This is a genomic window from Acidaminococcus intestini DSM 21505 (assembly GCF_000425045.1).
GTDB lineage: Bacteria > Bacillota > Negativicutes > Acidaminococcales > Acidaminococcaceae > Acidaminococcus > Acidaminococcus intestini.
Genome location: NZ_AULA01000021.1, coordinates 1 through 14,505, shown reverse-complemented (window position 1 = coordinate 14,505; position 14,505 = coordinate 1). Strand labels below are relative to the sequence as shown.

At 50.4% G+C, this 14,505-nt stretch carries 12 protein-coding genes, 1 pseudogene and 1 other annotated feature; of the genes and pseudogenes, 2 read left to right on the top strand and 11 right to left on the bottom strand.

The features are described 5' to 3' along the window. Positions 1-11: 11 nt before the first annotated feature. From trpD to H503_RS0107420, 10 genes are all read right to left on the bottom strand, one after another. Entirely contained in the window at positions 12-1,034 is a 1,023-nt protein-coding gene (trpD, locus tag H503_RS0107475) for an anthranilate phosphoribosyltransferase (protein WP_009015415.1), read from the bottom strand. 12 nt (positions 1,035-1,046) lie between these two features. Then, a complete protein-coding gene (locus H503_RS0107470) occupies positions 1,047-1,628 on the bottom strand; it encodes an anthranilate synthase component II (RefSeq protein ID WP_016459981.1) in 582 nt (193 codons plus the stop codon). Further along, the gene (trpE, locus tag H503_RS0107465) at positions 1,628-3,232 is read right to left on the bottom strand and encodes an anthranilate synthase component I (protein WP_014129075.1); all 1,605 of its coding nucleotides are present in this window, start codon (positions 3,230-3,232) and stop codon (positions 1,628-1,630) included. Before trpE ends, H503_RS0107470 begins: the two co-directional genes overlap by 1 nt. A 317-nt stretch (positions 3,233-3,549) precedes the next feature. Continuing rightward, positions 3,550-4,671, bottom strand: coding sequence for a M20/M25/M40 family metallo-hydrolase (locus tag H503_RS0107460; RefSeq protein WP_009015418.1), 1,122 nt, complete (start codon positions 4,669-4,671; stop codon positions 3,550-3,552). Positions 4,672-4,725: 54 nt separating this feature from the next. Continuing rightward, positions 4,726-5,913, bottom strand: a complete 1,188-nt coding sequence (locus H503_RS0107455) for a M20 metallopeptidase family protein (protein WP_016459980.1) — start codon at positions 5,911-5,913, stop codon at positions 4,726-4,728. Between the two features lie 63 nt (positions 5,914-5,976). Next, positions 5,977-6,816: a MetQ/NlpA family ABC transporter substrate-binding protein gene (locus tag H503_RS0107445; protein WP_009015420.1), complete on the bottom strand. Its 840-nt coding sequence runs from the start codon at positions 6,814-6,816 to the stop codon at positions 5,977-5,979. A 12-nt stretch (positions 6,817-6,828) separates the two neighbouring features. Continuing rightward, a complete protein-coding gene (locus H503_RS0107440; RefSeq protein ID WP_009015421.1) occupies positions 6,829-7,491 on the bottom strand; it encodes a methionine ABC transporter permease in 663 nt (220 codons plus the stop codon). Further along, on the bottom strand, positions 7,491-8,513 hold the full coding sequence (locus H503_RS0107435; protein WP_009015422.1) for a methionine ABC transporter ATP-binding protein: 1,023 nt from the start codon (positions 8,511-8,513) through the stop codon (positions 7,491-7,493). Before H503_RS0107435 ends, H503_RS0107440 begins: the two co-directional genes overlap by 1 nt. A gap of 133 nt (positions 8,514-8,646) precedes the next feature. Continuing rightward, positions 8,647-8,867 (bottom strand) — a binding site (T-box leader). Between the two features lie 287 nt (positions 8,868-9,154). After that, complete coding sequence (locus tag H503_RS0107425) at positions 9,155-9,577, bottom strand: flavodoxin (protein WP_009015423.1); 423 nt, start codon at positions 9,575-9,577, stop codon at positions 9,155-9,157. A gap of 53 nt (positions 9,578-9,630) precedes the next feature. Further along, the gene (locus H503_RS0107420; protein ID WP_009015424.1) at positions 9,631-10,194 is read right to left on the bottom strand and encodes a DUF3793 family protein; all 564 of its coding nucleotides are present in this window, start codon (positions 10,192-10,194) and stop codon (positions 9,631-9,633) included. Between the two features lie 395 nt (positions 10,195-10,589). On the opposite strand from H503_RS0107420, the gene H503_RS0107415 reads away from it, so the two are divergent. Continuing rightward, a complete protein-coding gene (locus H503_RS0107415) occupies positions 10,590-11,966 on the top strand; it encodes a cation:dicarboxylate symporter family transporter (RefSeq protein ID WP_009015425.1) in 1,377 nt (458 codons plus the stop codon). A 640-nt stretch (positions 11,967-12,606) separates the two neighbouring features. Here the strand turns inward: H503_RS0107415 and H503_RS0107410 are convergent. After that, positions 12,607-14,025 carry an aspartate-alanine antiporter-like transporter gene (locus H503_RS0107410; RefSeq protein WP_009015426.1) on the bottom strand — a complete coding sequence of 473 codons (1,419 nt, stop codon included), beginning with the start codon at positions 14,023-14,025 and terminating at the stop codon, positions 12,607-12,609. Between the two features lie 296 nt (positions 14,026-14,321). Here H503_RS0107410 and H503_RS12570 point away from each other — a divergent pair. After that, positions 14,322-14,505, top strand: a pseudogene (locus H503_RS12570) (ISL3 family transposase); the annotation flags it as partial.

Genomic DNA, 14,505 nt, shown 5'->3' with positions numbered 1-14,505 from the left:
GGCGGTCTCCTTTACTGCTGACTTTCCTTGATGATGTTTTCAAGGGCCGTAAGGGCCTTTCCGCTATTGATCAGGGAGGCTGCAAGGGTGATCCCTTCCTTGATGGATTCTGCTTTTTGAGCCACAAAGAAGGCTGCGCCGGCATTGAGGAGTACGGCATTGCGTTTCGTACCCCCTATCCTGCCGCTAAGGATATCGCGCGTAACCCGGGCATTTTCTTCCGGCGTCCCGCCAAGGAGGTCTTTCTTCGTGCCGGGCACAAGGCCAAAATCCTCGGGACGAATGAGGGAAGAGCGATAATAGCCATCCCTGATTTCACAGATGACGGTCGGGCCATTTGGGGATATTTCATCCAGTTTTTCCCTGCCATATGCGACGATGCCGCGTCTTACGCCAAGACTTGCAAGGACCTTGGCAATCGGTTCGACAAGGTATTCATCATAAACACCGAGAAGGAACATTTCCGGCTTTGCCGGGTTCGTAAGGGGGCCCAGGATATTGAAGACCGTGCGGAATCCCAGTTCCTTACGGATGGGGCCTACATATTTCATGGCACTATGATATTTTTGGGCAAAGAGAAAGCAGAAGTTCGTCTTTTGCAGCATGGAAAGGGCCTTTTCCGCCGTCATGTCAATCTTGACACCCAAGGCCTCAAGGCAATCGGCTGTGCCGCACAGCGAAGAAGCAGCCCGATTGCCGTGTTTTGCTACTTTCACGCCGCCTGCAGCAAGAACCATGGCTGACGTCGTTGAAATATTGAAGGAATGGGCCCCGTCCCCGCCGGTTCCAACAATCTCGAGGACTTCCATCCCCGGATGGGGGACCGGAGTTGCCAGGCTTCGCATGGCTTCGGCACAGCCGGAGATTTCATCAATGGTCTCTGCTTTCGTGCTCTTTGTAGAAAGAGCTGCCAAAAACGCGGCGTTCTGTGTTGGCGTCGTCTTCCCGCCCATGATTTCAAGCATGACGGTACGGGCCTCTTCGTAAGTTAGGTCCCCTTTTCCCACTAATTTAATGATGGCTTCCTTAATCATAATATAACCTCCTTAGGAAAGCGCACCGACATGGCGCAGAAAATTTTCGATGATGCTGGCGCCCATGGGCGTCATGATGGATTCGGGATGAAATTGAAGTCCGTAGATTTCATAATCCCTATGACGCAGCCCCATGATTTCTCCAGCGTAAGTCTCCGCAGTGACTAGGAGTTCCGGTGGAAGGCTATCCCTTTCCACAATTAGGGAATGATAACGGGCTCCCTTGATGACGGGCGGAAGATTCTTAAAAAGCGGACAGGAGCGGTCAAGTTTGATGTCGTCCGCCTTTCCGTGGACAAGATGCGGAGCCAGGGTCACGGTCCCGCCAAAGACTTCTCCCATGGCCTGATGACCCAAGCAGACCCCTAGGATAGGGACCTGTCCTTTCAGTTCCTCAAGGACAGCTTCTGTTATGCCGGCCTCTTTTGGTTTTCCCGGTCCAGGGGAAAGGATGATGGCCTGGGGCTGAAGAGCAGCTGCCTCGGAAACAGTCAGGGAATCATTCCGTACAACCTGAACGGAAGGGGTCAGGGTTCCTACCGCTTGGTAGAGGTTATACGTGAAACTATCGTAGTTATCTATGATTAGGATCATCATTCTGCCTCCATTGTTTTCATAAGTGCGTCTTTTACAGCGCCTGATTTGTTGAGGGTTTCCTGGAATTCATTTTCCGTTACGGAATCTGCCACAATACCGCCGCCCGATTGGAAATAAACGATATCTCCCCGTTTGACGGCTGTCCGGATGGTGATGCAGATATCCATATTCCCTGAAAAATCAAGATAACCGATACCGCCGCCATAAGGACCGCGGCGCCGCGGTTCAAGACCGTCCAAGATCTCACAAGCCCGGATTTTCGGAGCTCCGGATAAGGTCCCTGCCGGAAGGGCCGCACAGAGCGTATCAATGGCGTCAAGACCCTCTTTGAGCCGTCCTGTCACACGGCTTGTCAGATGCATGACATGGGAGAAACGTTTGACATGATGCAGGTCATGAACCTTGACGCTGCCAAATTCACTCACCTTCCCCACATCATTGCGGGCAAGGTCAACGAGCATATTATGTTCGGCCAGTTCCTTCGCATCGTGTGTCAGATCCTCTTCCAGCGCCTTGTCCTCTTTCTCCGTCCTTCCTCGGCGCCGCGTCCCTGCAATGGGCATGCTCGTAATGGTGCGCCCTTCAAGACGGATGAGTGTTTCCGGTGAGGAGCCTGCAATTTCCGTATCTCCCAGCTTCATGAGCATCATGTACTGGGAGGGGTTGGTCCGTCTAAGGACGCGGTAAAAGGAAAAGAGGTCCTTATCATAGGAAGCAGAAAAGCACTGGGAATAAACGGCTTGGAAAATGTCGCCTTCACGGATGAAGTGCTTGATGCGGGCGATGTTTTCGTTGTACAGTTCCCGCGTCTGATTGGAAGAAATGGGTCCCAAGTGGGCTGTTCCTTCCTGAGGCGCTAGGACAGGGGTTTTCACGAGGGCTTCCATGGCATCAAGGTCCCTTATGGCCTTCTTGTACGTCTCGTCGATTGCGTCAGCCTTGGCGTTTACAATGAGAAAGAGAGTCTGTTTAAAAGCATCAAAGACGATGACCTTATCAAAGAGCAGGAGGTCAAAATCGGGAAAATCCGTGGCTTTTTTCGGATCAAAGCGCAGGCTCGGTTCACAGTACTGAATGAAATCGTAGGAAAAGTACCCCACAAAGCCTCCTGTAAAAGGCGGCAGGCCAGGGACCTTCGGATTCTGATATTCCTTCAGATAGTTCCGGATGAGGTCAAGGGGCGCCTTGCCGCTTTTTTGAGTGCCCTTACGGGTTTCCACAGTAACGGCAAAATCCTTGGCCGACAGGCGCAGCAGCGGGTCATAGCCGATAAAGGAGTAGCGGCCCCGAGCATCGATGCCCTCCAGGCTTTCAAGGAGAAAATAGCGGTCATGGTCCTTTCGGATAAGACTCATGAGCCCCAGGGGCGTCACCATGTCCGCCAAAAGCTGCCGGACGATGGGGACGGCGCCCCCACTTTCAGCAAGGCATCTTGCCTCAGTCAAACTTGTCTCTTTCACGATGATTTCCTCCTTCACATAAAAAACAGCGGGCATCTGGTTGACAAACGCCAGATACCCGCCCAAAAGGTCCTGATAAAACAAAAACGCCTGTCCTCTTACAAGGACAGGCGAAAGACCTGCGGTACCACCTTGCTGCACAGCAAAAGCCGTGCACCTCATTGCAGAATGCCAACACATTCCTCAGCCTTAACGCGGCTGGCACGTTGCGCCATACTCTCCGAAGATTTCTACGCACCCTCAGTGGTCCATTTGCCAGACTGCCACGATCCGGATTCCACCGTCCCGGACTCTCTTTGCGCACATCTTCTGACGTTATCTCCACATCACTGGTTTCTGATAGGGTTATTTAATTGATGGTGTCATCATACGCCCTGTTTTCCTTCTTGTCAACAAAAAAAGCAAAAACAACGAGAATCGGAGCGCACCTTGTTACACCCTGTATCATTCGTTACAATTTAGATATCAAGGATAAAGGACGCGAGCTGTTTGAGGCCCGGCGCAAGGCTCGATAGATCCAGTTCCTCATCCAAGGTATGGACGCCTTTTTCGTGGCCCACACCAAAGGCCATGGCCGGCAGTCCTCGGGAAAGGGCAATGTTGGCATCGGTCGAACTTGCCGCCCATTTCGTCATTTTTCCTTCCCGGCGGCGGATGCGCATGATCCGTTCGTAGATTTCATCCCGAAGGGGCCCGTCACCACAGGGGCGCTTGCCCAGGAGCAGGGTTTCAAGAGTGACGTCCGTTGCCTCATGACGCTTCAGGATGTCCATAAAGGCTGCGTCCAACTTTTGGAGTTCCGTCATGGAAACAGAGCGCATATCGACGGTAAATTCCACATCCGCCGCAATGGCATTGACCGTGCGTCCCCCTTGGATGGTACCCACGTTATACGTTGTCTTCGGCGTATGGGGAACGCGCAGGCCATAGAATTCCTCAATAATGGCACTTGCTGCTGCAATTGCGTTCTTCTCACCAAAATTGGCAAAGCTATGACCGCCGGGCGTCACGACATGGACGGCATAGCGATGGGAGCCGACGGCTTCATTGACAAAGCGTTCACTATCTCCATCAACGGCAATGAAAGCGCGGATCTTCTCCTGCCAGGTTTCCATCAGATGATGGGCACCTCGAAGATTGCCCAAGCCTTCCTCCCCAACGTTGAAACAAAAGATGGCAGGAACCTGCAGCTTAAGCTCATGGAACATCCTGATGAGAAAAAGGAGGGCCGCCACATTGGAACTATTATCGCCGATGGAGGGGGCCTTCATGATATGACCGTCGATTTCAGGCACAATCTCATCTACGCCTTCAAAGACCGTATCCATATGAGCTGTGTAGAGAAGGGGTTTTTCCTTGGCTTTTTCCAGCTGGTAGGGATAGACCACATTCCCAACCGCATCGAGATGGGCAGTCTCTGCCCCCATGTCCTTCAACGTCTTGAGGATAAAGGCTGCTTTTTTTGCTTCGTTTCCCGTCGGTGACGGCAGGGACGCGATCGCAAAAAGAAGACTGACATAATCCGCTTGATGGGCATCAATATAGGCATCGATCTTGTTTTTCAGTTTCAGGTCTTCCATGATTCCACCTCTGGTTTTTCTTTTTATTATATCATGAAAGTCGGCCGCCTCCTACTAGATGGCAGTCCCATCAAGCTTTCTGCCATACTCATCCACATACTCCAGAAAATAGGCCACACCTAGGGGCAGGGCCCGTTCATCAATATCAAACTGAGGGTTGTGCTGAGCTTTGCGCCTCTTTTCATCCTCAAACCCACCACCTAGGCAAAGCATCGCCTTAGGCGCGTCATATTTGGCAAAATCCTCACCGCCCATCCGAGGTTCTTCCGTAATGACCTTGTCCCGCCCAAAGATTGCAGCCGCTGCCGCAAGACCTGTCTGCGTGACAGACGGATCGTTCACCATGACCGGCGTTCCATAATGATAACAAGCTTCAATGGTCGTACGTGTCGCCTCCCCGATTCCACGGGCGAGCCGTTCCAGCTGCTTAGGGAAACGTTCCCTAAGAGTAGGGCTGAAGGTACGGCAGGTTCCCATAAGACGGGCCGTTTCGGGGATGACATTACTCGTCTCACCGCTTTGGAAAGACGTAATGCCAATGACGGCAGCATCAAGGGCCTTGGTTTCCCTGCTCACCAAGGTCTGGACAGCATTATAGTAGGCAACACCAGCCGCTATAGGGTCTATGGCTTCTTCCGGATGGGCCCCATGACCACCCCTGCCTTTGATGAAAATATCGAAGGTATCGGACGCCGCCATGATGGGTCCTTCCTGAAGATTAGCCATCCCATAGGGCAGCATGCCTTGGATATGGATGGCAATCATGCGGGTAATCGCTTTTACAAGAGGATCCTCTTTCATATGAAGGGCGCCGCTGTCGGCGATATATTCCTCGGCTGGCTGAAAGAGGAACCGCACGGTCAGGGGAAGGTCATCCTTTTTTTCCGCAAGGAGACGGGCCGTCACAAGGAGCATGGCAATATGCGTATCATGACCGCAGGCGTGCATGCATCCTTGATTTTGCGACACGTAAGGCGGATGGGCGGCTTCCGTTAGGGGGAGGGCGTCAATATCAGCCCTGATGCCAAGGACGACATCCTTGTTCCTTGCGCCTTCTAGCGTGGCAATCACCCCGGTTCCTGTTGAAACGACGGCAGGAATCCCCCATTTATCCAGATATTCGAGGATTTTTTGCTGTGTCCGCCTTTCTTTCCAAGATAGTTCCGGATGGGCATGAAAGTCACGTCGCAGGGTGACGAGTTCCTTAAAGGCCTGTTGGGCCCGGCTTAGGTTCGCATTCATAGGAAGGCTCCTTTCCCTAAAAAAGAGGCCATTGCCTGCGCAACAGCCTCCTTCATCTTTTCTTTATTTCTTTTCATTGTTCGGGTCAAACCACAGTCCCGTATTGTTCTTCTTCATATATTCAGCAAATTCTGGGGACTTGTAGGCTGCAGCAATGTCCTTAGCCCACTGGGCATCTTTGTTCTTGTCGCTCACAACGAGCTGGAGCAGGAGGTGCGGCAGGATGGTTTCCTTCAAAAGGGCCGTACTGGGATCGATTTTGGCATTATAGACGATGGACCCGGTGATGACAATATAGGCAAAATCAGTACGGACGGAAGGAATATTGAGGGATTTCATTTCCGTAAATTTCAGGTGATGGGGATTTTCCACAATATCCTGCTGGGTGACCGTCGCAAGATCCTTTTTCGGATCCAATTTGATCCAGCCGGCCTTCTGGAGCAGGGCATAGGCACGGGCCGTATTGGAAGCGTCATTAGGGACCGCAATGGTATCTCCATCCGCAACCTGGTCAAGGCTTGTCTTACTGCCTGCGTAGATTCCAGCCGGCACCGTCGGGATTGGGGTCAGGGCAACAAGATGACCCCCCTGCTTCTTATTGAAGTTTTCCATATAAGCCGTATGCTGCTCGACATTAAAGTCCACTTCCCCTTCATTGAGGGCGATATCCGCCTGGAGCAGGTCACTCATATCCTTGCCCGTAATCTTATAGCCTTTTTTCTCCAAGATGGGCTTGACCCCTTTTTCAAAAAGGTCGCTGTACGGTCCCTGGGATTTACTGAAGGTCAGTTCCTTCTTATCCGCGGCTTGTTTCTTATCGCTGCCGCAGCCTGCGGCCAGACCGGCAAAGACAAGGACGGCAAGGGCTGCACCCAGCGTTTTTTTCCACTTCGTAAGATTCATGATGATTCCTCCCTATTCATGATTTCTTGATTTAAAGGCAAAATGGTTGCCCACGGTTTGGATGATCTGCACAAAGATAATGAGGATGACTACCGTTAGAAACATGAGCGGTGTATTCATCCGTTCATAGCCATACGTCAAGGCCAGATCCCCGACGCCGCCGGCTCCAATTGCACCGGCCATGGCCGTGGCCCCTAAAAGGCCGATTGTCCCTGTCGTAATGGAAAGGATGAGGGATCCTTTTGCTTCCGGCAGGAGAAAATACCAAATGATTTCAAAATAGGATGCTCCCATCGCCTGAGCGGCTTCAATGATGCCTCGATCGACATCAAGCAGGGAGTTTTCAAAAAGACGCGTGAGATAAGGTGCAATGAAGATGACAAGAGGCACCAAAGCAGCTGTTGTCCCAATCCTTGTTCCAACAACCATCTTGGTCAGGGGCATGATAAAGACCATGAGGATGATGAACGGAACGGAACGAACCGTGTTGATGATCGTATTGAGGATCCCATAGATGAAACGGTTCGGCAGGATGCTGTCGCTTCTTGTAAGTACCAGGGCAAAAGCCATGATCATGGCAAGGACTGTGCCGGCAGCAAGCGATACAAAAACCATGTAGGCAGTCTGTTTGGCTGCCAGGATCAGCTGCGCATTGGAAACGCCAAGTTCCGGCATTACGCATCAACCTCCTTCCAACTAAGACCATGCTCATCAAAATATGCCTTGGCTTTTGGGACGCCATCATGTTCGTTGATGACTTCAATGATAAACAGTCCCAATGCCTCCCCCTGCAGTTCACAGACATTGGCAAAAAGGATATTGGTTTCAACGCCCAGATCATGATTGAGATGATAAAATAGGTTTTCCGCTGCTTCGTCCCCTAGGAAGCGAACCCGGAGAAGCTGGTAGGGCCTTGATTCAGCCTTTAGTTTTTCAAGAACGGACTGCGGCACTTCATTGGGGATGACCGTCTTTACAAAACGTTTCGTGATTTCTTTCTGGGGATCGCTAAAAACATCCAGAACAGATCCCTGCTCCACGACGCGCCCTAATTCCATAACAGCCACCCGATTGCAGATCTTTTGGATGACGTCGATCTCGTGGGTGACGATAAGGATCGTAATGCCCAGCTCCTTATTGATGCGTTTTAGGAGCTGCAGGATCTGCTCCGTTGCCACGGGATCCAAGGCACTTGTCGCTTCATCGCACAAGAGAATGGATGGGTTCGTCGAAAGCGCCCTCGCAATACCCACACGCTGTTTCTGCCCGCCTGAAAGCTGACTGGGATAGGCATCCTTCTTGTCAGAAAGACCCACAAACTGGAGCAGTGTCGTTACGGTCCGCTCCATCTGCACCGCATCAGTTTTGTTGAGAATCAGGGGCAGGGCGACATTTTCATAGACGGTTCGGCTTTCCAACAGATTGAACTGCTGGAAAACCATGCCGATTTTCTTTCTCATGCGCCGCAGTTCATCATGGCTTTGCGCCAAGATATTGACGCCATTGATGAGAACTTCCCCCTCTGTGGGATCCTCCAAGCGGTTCACCATGCGCAGGAGCGTCGATTTTCCGGCGCCGCTGAATCCAATGACACCAAAGATATCCCCATCTGCAATGGAAAGGTTCACATCCTGAAGGGCATCTATCATGCCTGATGCTGAAGAAAAGCGTTTGCTAAGATGCTTGAATTCAATCATGGGTTCCTCTCTCCTTCCTGATGATGATTGGCGTGGGGGGACAGACAAAACCGCCCCAGCGTTCCGCTGCTTTTTTCTTTTGGATGAACACGGCAAATTCCCTCTTTTCCCCAAAAAAGAAAACCCCCGCCTCCTAAGAGACGACGGTTCGTGGTTCCACTCTCATTCACTGGGAAAGGTCCCAGTCTTACGTCCTTGGTAACGGGGCGGGCCCCGTGACAGCTTACTGTTTATTTCAGCCATCCAGCTCGCGGAGGCATTCCCACAAGAACTGGATCCGAACCTGCTTGCACCGGTGTGCAGGTCTCTCTAGCGGCCATTTCCTATGGTACTTGTTCCGTTCCTTGCCTTTCACAATATGTGCATATCATACTATTAAACTATGTATTTGTCAACAAGTCAGCAATCTTTTACTGAAAAAACTTTGAGTTCTATGTTGATACAATAACAGATGGATTATATCACATCTTTATCATTTTGTGTAATATTATTATTGATATGATTTTTAATCTACCAGAAGGATGGAAAGTCTTTGGCATACAAAAAAGACCTGGAACGAAGAGAGGTACGTTCCAGATCTTAAGGTGCCTTAAAAAGGCTGTACAGGGGAGATCAATCTATGACAAGCTTAGGGGAAAGGCTCATGCCAGAACTTTCCCAAGCTCCTTACACTGTGTTAGGCCAGCATCATCAGGGGATCCGTTGAGGATCAAGGGATCGGCGGCAAGCGTAGCTCCGCTTGCGACAGCATCATCTTTCCAGTAGTCCATCCATTCACCGGTGCCCCACCCGTAAGAGCCAAAAAGAACGATGGATTTACCGGACAGTTTTCCTTTGACATCATCCCACATCGGCTGGAATTCACTTTCTTCAAGAACTTCGCTTCCCATGGCGGGACAGCCAAAGGCAAGGCCATCATAGGTACTGGGATCAAGGCTTGCAGCTTCCGTGGCTGTCATGACAGAAACATCAGCACCCGCTTCTTTCATGCCTTCGGCAACAGCGTTGGCCATTGCTTCCGTATTGCCCGTTCCGCTCCAATAAATTACAGCTGTTTTTTTCATGTCAATCGTCCTTTCGCAAATTCTGAGGTATCAAAAATGGTCCCATGGGAAACTTACGCTACAAGAAGCCGTTCCAGCGGGCTGCCTTGGGCATAACATTCACAATAAACACGGGTACATTTCTGGCATTTTTCAAAAAAGTGCCGTGCCCGGGCGGGGTTGGTGTAAGCTTTCCAACAGCCCGAGCAGAGGCCTTTTTCCTTGGGAGAAGCCATGTACGCCTTCACATCATCCAGGGGATAATCAAGGAGAACTCCAATTTCATGGGGGAAGGAAGCCCGCTTTGCGAGTCGTAAGGAAATCTCGGTTAGGTGATCCTGCCAGTGGGAACCGGTATAGCCCAAAGAGCTGAAAAATTCCGGCACCCCATCCTCCTTCATGATGCGGTCAAGGTGACAGGGACGATATACGAACAGAAGGCCGCTTCGCTTTACCATGTCAAAGCTCAGCATTTCGAGGAAAAGGTTCCTTTTCGCCAGCCGTATGGCAATCCGGCTGATCAAAGCAAAGGGGCTGACCAAAGGCGGAAAGACAAAGCGGAAGAGACTTGCCGCTTTGAGTCCAGCCAATGTCGGCGCACACTGCCGAACAAGTTCCATCTCCAAAAGGCGCTCCATACGTACCTCCCGATCCGCCCGTCCCGCTTCGTTCCAGGGGAGTGAAAACGAAGCGGAAGTCAGCGGAAAATAAGTTGTAATTAGTTCAAACTAACCAATACACATGAAAGAAAAGAGGGTTAAAAGAACTGTGTTGAACTGTTGGTTAGTCTTTACTAACTGTGCATAGTATAACATGAGTCTTTTCCCTTTGCAACCCCTTTTTTAAAAAAATCCATTTCTTTTAAAAAGTCTGTTTTTCCCGTTCTTATCCTATTTTTTATGGACTGCCCCTGCTGCAGTCTTTGTAAGATGATCTTTTGATGAGTTATTATTGACAAACTCACTGTCTGTGGGTATACTCTCAAATTAATTCATACTTACGCAGTATATTTTATGCAGAAAGGACGTACATTATGGAACTTCACTTTTTCAAGGAATTTCTCATGATCAGTCACCCCACCACCGTTTTTCTTCTCCTCGTTTTTCTTTTGATTCTCGCCATGATCCATCATTTGGAGAAAAAAGGCACCTCTTTTGGAAAACTCGTGACCATTGGCACCGTATCAGGTGCCCTCCTAGGGATTTTTATTCAGGTCCTCGCCGGATTTCCGGACGCTCCAACAAAAGTGGTCTTTATTAAGGAGGCCACCAAATGGTATTCCCTTGTCGGCGGCGGGTTCATCGACCTCATCCGTATGCTTGTTGTCCCCTTGGTCCTTACTTCCATCATCCACGTCATCCTTCATATGAATGAAGGAACAAACCTCAAGAAACTCGTTGGCGCCATGCTTGCCACAAACCTCGGTATGGTAGCCCTTGCGGCCATCGTTGGACTGTCCCTGGGCAGCCTCTTTGGTCTCGGTGCCGGCTCAAGCGCTGTAGAAGGCGCCAGCAAGATGCGTGACGTAAAGCCTGTCGTCGATACGTTCCGGGCCCTGATTCCGATGAATCCGGTCAAGGCCATGGCCGATACGAATGTCATTGCCGTCGTCATCTTTGGCGTTGTCATTGGCGGCATTGCCCAGCTCATCAAGAAAACCGGCACAAACAGCCTGGAGGCCTTTACAAAGCTCTTTGACGAGCTCCACCTCATCATGGGATGGGCCTGTGATTTTATCATTGGCCTCATGCCTTATGGCGTGGTTGCCCTGCTGGCAAATACCCTTGCCACAAGAGGCCTTAAAGCAGTCATGGATATGGGCCTTTTCATCCTCCTGCTGTATCTGGGCCTTGCCATTATGTTTGCTGCAGAAGCGCTCCTGCTCACCGTTTTTGGGGTAAACCCTCTCACCTATTTCAAGAAAGCCAAAAGTCCCCTTGTCCTTGCCTTTACTTCCCGTTCTTCCATGGGCGTCCTGCCCCTTACGGTCGAAACCCTCACCCATCGTCTTGGCGTTTCAACAACGACGGCCAATACGGTAGCAAGTTTTGGGACAACGGCAGGAATGCAGGGCTGTGCAGGGGTCTTCCCCGGCCTGGTTGTGGTCTACATTGCCAATGTATCCGGTATTCCTTTTGACCTGACCTTATTTATCATGAGCATAGTGGTTATTGCCTTAGGGTCCATCGGCATTGCGGGTGTTCCCGGTACAGCGACCATGGCCGCTTCCGTCTCCCTCAGTGGGACTGGTCTTGGCGCCTACTTCTCCTCCATCTCCCCCGTCCTTGCCATTGATCCGATCATCGATATGGGCCGTACCATGCTGAACGTATCCGGATCCATGACAAACGCCATTGTCGTGGATAAGATCATGGGAACCTTTGACGAAGAAGCCTTCAAAAAAGAATAAGGTAGGATCAAAAAGCCTCTGCCGCAATGGCAGGGGCTTTTTTGTTGGATGGCTGTCCAAGGGCAGGCAGAATGCAGGCTGTGGTACTGGGCTGCTAAAGCCTTACAAAACGACTGCCTAAGACAAGGCTCTGCAGTCAAGCAAGGGACGGTAAGGCGCGGTGCCTGACCGTGTCCTCCGGACAGGGCGCCGAATAGATTTTCGATAACACGGTCCGTGAGCCGAATCACTTTGACGGGGTCTTGCGATTAGCGGTTTTGGACCATCGAAAGATATTCCTCGCTGACCGCTCATATGGAAACGCCAGGCAAAAACTATCCGTCTTATCCCCCACCGAAAGGGCAGGCTTGCTTCATTTTGATGAGGCAACGTACGCCTTTCGGGTTCCCGCCTTGGTCAGGCGAAACGGCATTTTCCGCCCGAGGGACAAAACACGGAGGAAAACCATAACGTAAGCCCTGAACTTAGACGCAAATCCAAGGCTTTTTACGTGCAGGAAGCTGATTCATAAGGAATTTAACAAGAGAGGGCTGCTGCTATGAAAGATCGGCGCGATCTGTGCGCCGAGTAAAAAATAAGAAATGCCCCTTACCAAATGCGCGTTGTGCATTCGGTAAGGGGTATTGCGATTGCAATTTTCTTACAGCGGAAGTTTGTGGATGATAATGGAGAAGATGACCATGATGAAGGTAGCAAGAGGCTGCGTAGCCCCATAAGAAACAGCTGGTTCATCACACTCCAAGGCATCAACAGCAGCGCCAAGGCCCGGGGCACTCGTCATGCCGCCCGTAATGGCACCGGAAAGCAGGGTCCAATTGATACGGAAAACATAATGACCCAATAGGAAGCCGGCAAGAATGGAAATGAGGGCAACCAGGGCGGAAATGATAGCCACCATATAGCCATCACCCGTTACAGCATCAACGACACGGAACCCATAGTTGAGGCCCGTTCCGGCAAGAAAGACAGACAGGAAATACGTGCGCATCTTACCAAGGACAGTGCTGTTCATACGGAAATGGATAGGACCAAGCTGACCCAGTGCGCCCAAGGCCAAGGCCACAAGGATAGCGCCGCCCGTCGCGCCGAGGGAGAACCAGCCCAAAGGTCCCATGTAGATGCGGATGGACCCGACCACATACCCTAGGAAGGCGGCAAGGGAAAAACCAATGAAATCCATGGCGACTTCCTGATGTTTTTCCGTCACAAGGCTTGCGTCATTCTTGATATCAAGCGCCTTTTGCGCAAAATACCGTTTCTTTTCGTCTTCGACATCAAGGCCAAAGATCTTCGGAATCAGGTTAATGGCAAGGATCAAGAAGAGAACCCCAAAAGGATAACCGATGGAGTGTCCCACGCCAACGCCGGCCTTTGCCTCCGTGACAAAGACTTCAACATCTTCTTGGGAAAGGGACTGGGTCCCTTCCAGCGTCAGCGGAGCCGGTGCGGATTCATGACGAAGCTTGGCATCACGGACGCGGGCGCTGTTGATGATGGCAATGATCTTTTTTCTGGCTGATTCCGGCTGGCTGCCAAATTCCATGCCCAATCGTCTAGCCTCGCTGTCAGACGACTCCGTAGCCGCAGCAAGACCCGTGGAACTTGTCAGGGCGCCCGTATAGGTCCCGGTCATCTGGAAAGGGCTCATATCCTGCAGGAGCTGGCTCGAACCATAGGAAGCAACAGCTCCGACAAAGGGAATGAAGATAGCGAGGATAACAAACTGCTTGCCAAATTTCGTCAAGGCATATTTCATATCACTGGCAGCAAGAAGACCCGTCCCCACAATAAAGACAAGAAGGGCAAGATTCATAAGCGGACCGGGGATGACCTTTCCCTGCATGACAGCCATAGCAGAGGCAAAATAGCGGCTTTCTTTAGGAACGCCCGCTGCATATTGGGTCAGGAAATAGCCAATGACCAGACCAACAAACAAGGTTCCTGTAATGCCGAACTTGAATTTTCCAATCTTCAGTTCGCCAAAAAGGTTGCCCAAGGTCATGGTTAAAAATAAGAGGACCAAGGGATTAAAGAAAAATGCGACAAAATTGAAGTCCATACTGTACCCCCTCGATTGAGAAAAATAATAAAATATGAGTTTTTCTCGAAATTTTTTTATATTATACTGAAAAGCTCATGATTCGGACAAGACTTTTCCCATGAACATTTTTTCATCCCCTATGAAAAGCTTTCAACGTTTTTATTTTTAGTATGAAATGAAAAAAAAGGTTCTATAATAAATGTTGGGGTGAGGAAATATTCTTTCCTCACCCCATTTTTGCATAAAAAAGTGGACATAGACGGCATCCACTCTTACAATTAAATCGCCAAACCTAAATGAAAGGAAGATGGCCTATGTCCACATTTGATTATATAGCAAATTCCTTGAATGTCAAAGGTAACGTAATAAAAAAATGCATCCACAGTGAGCAACAAATTGAATTTATTATGGAACTGAATCGAGCTGTTGTCCAATGCCCTAATTGTCATGCGAAGACCGATAGAATCAAGGATTACCGTTGGCAAAGGATTGCTATCG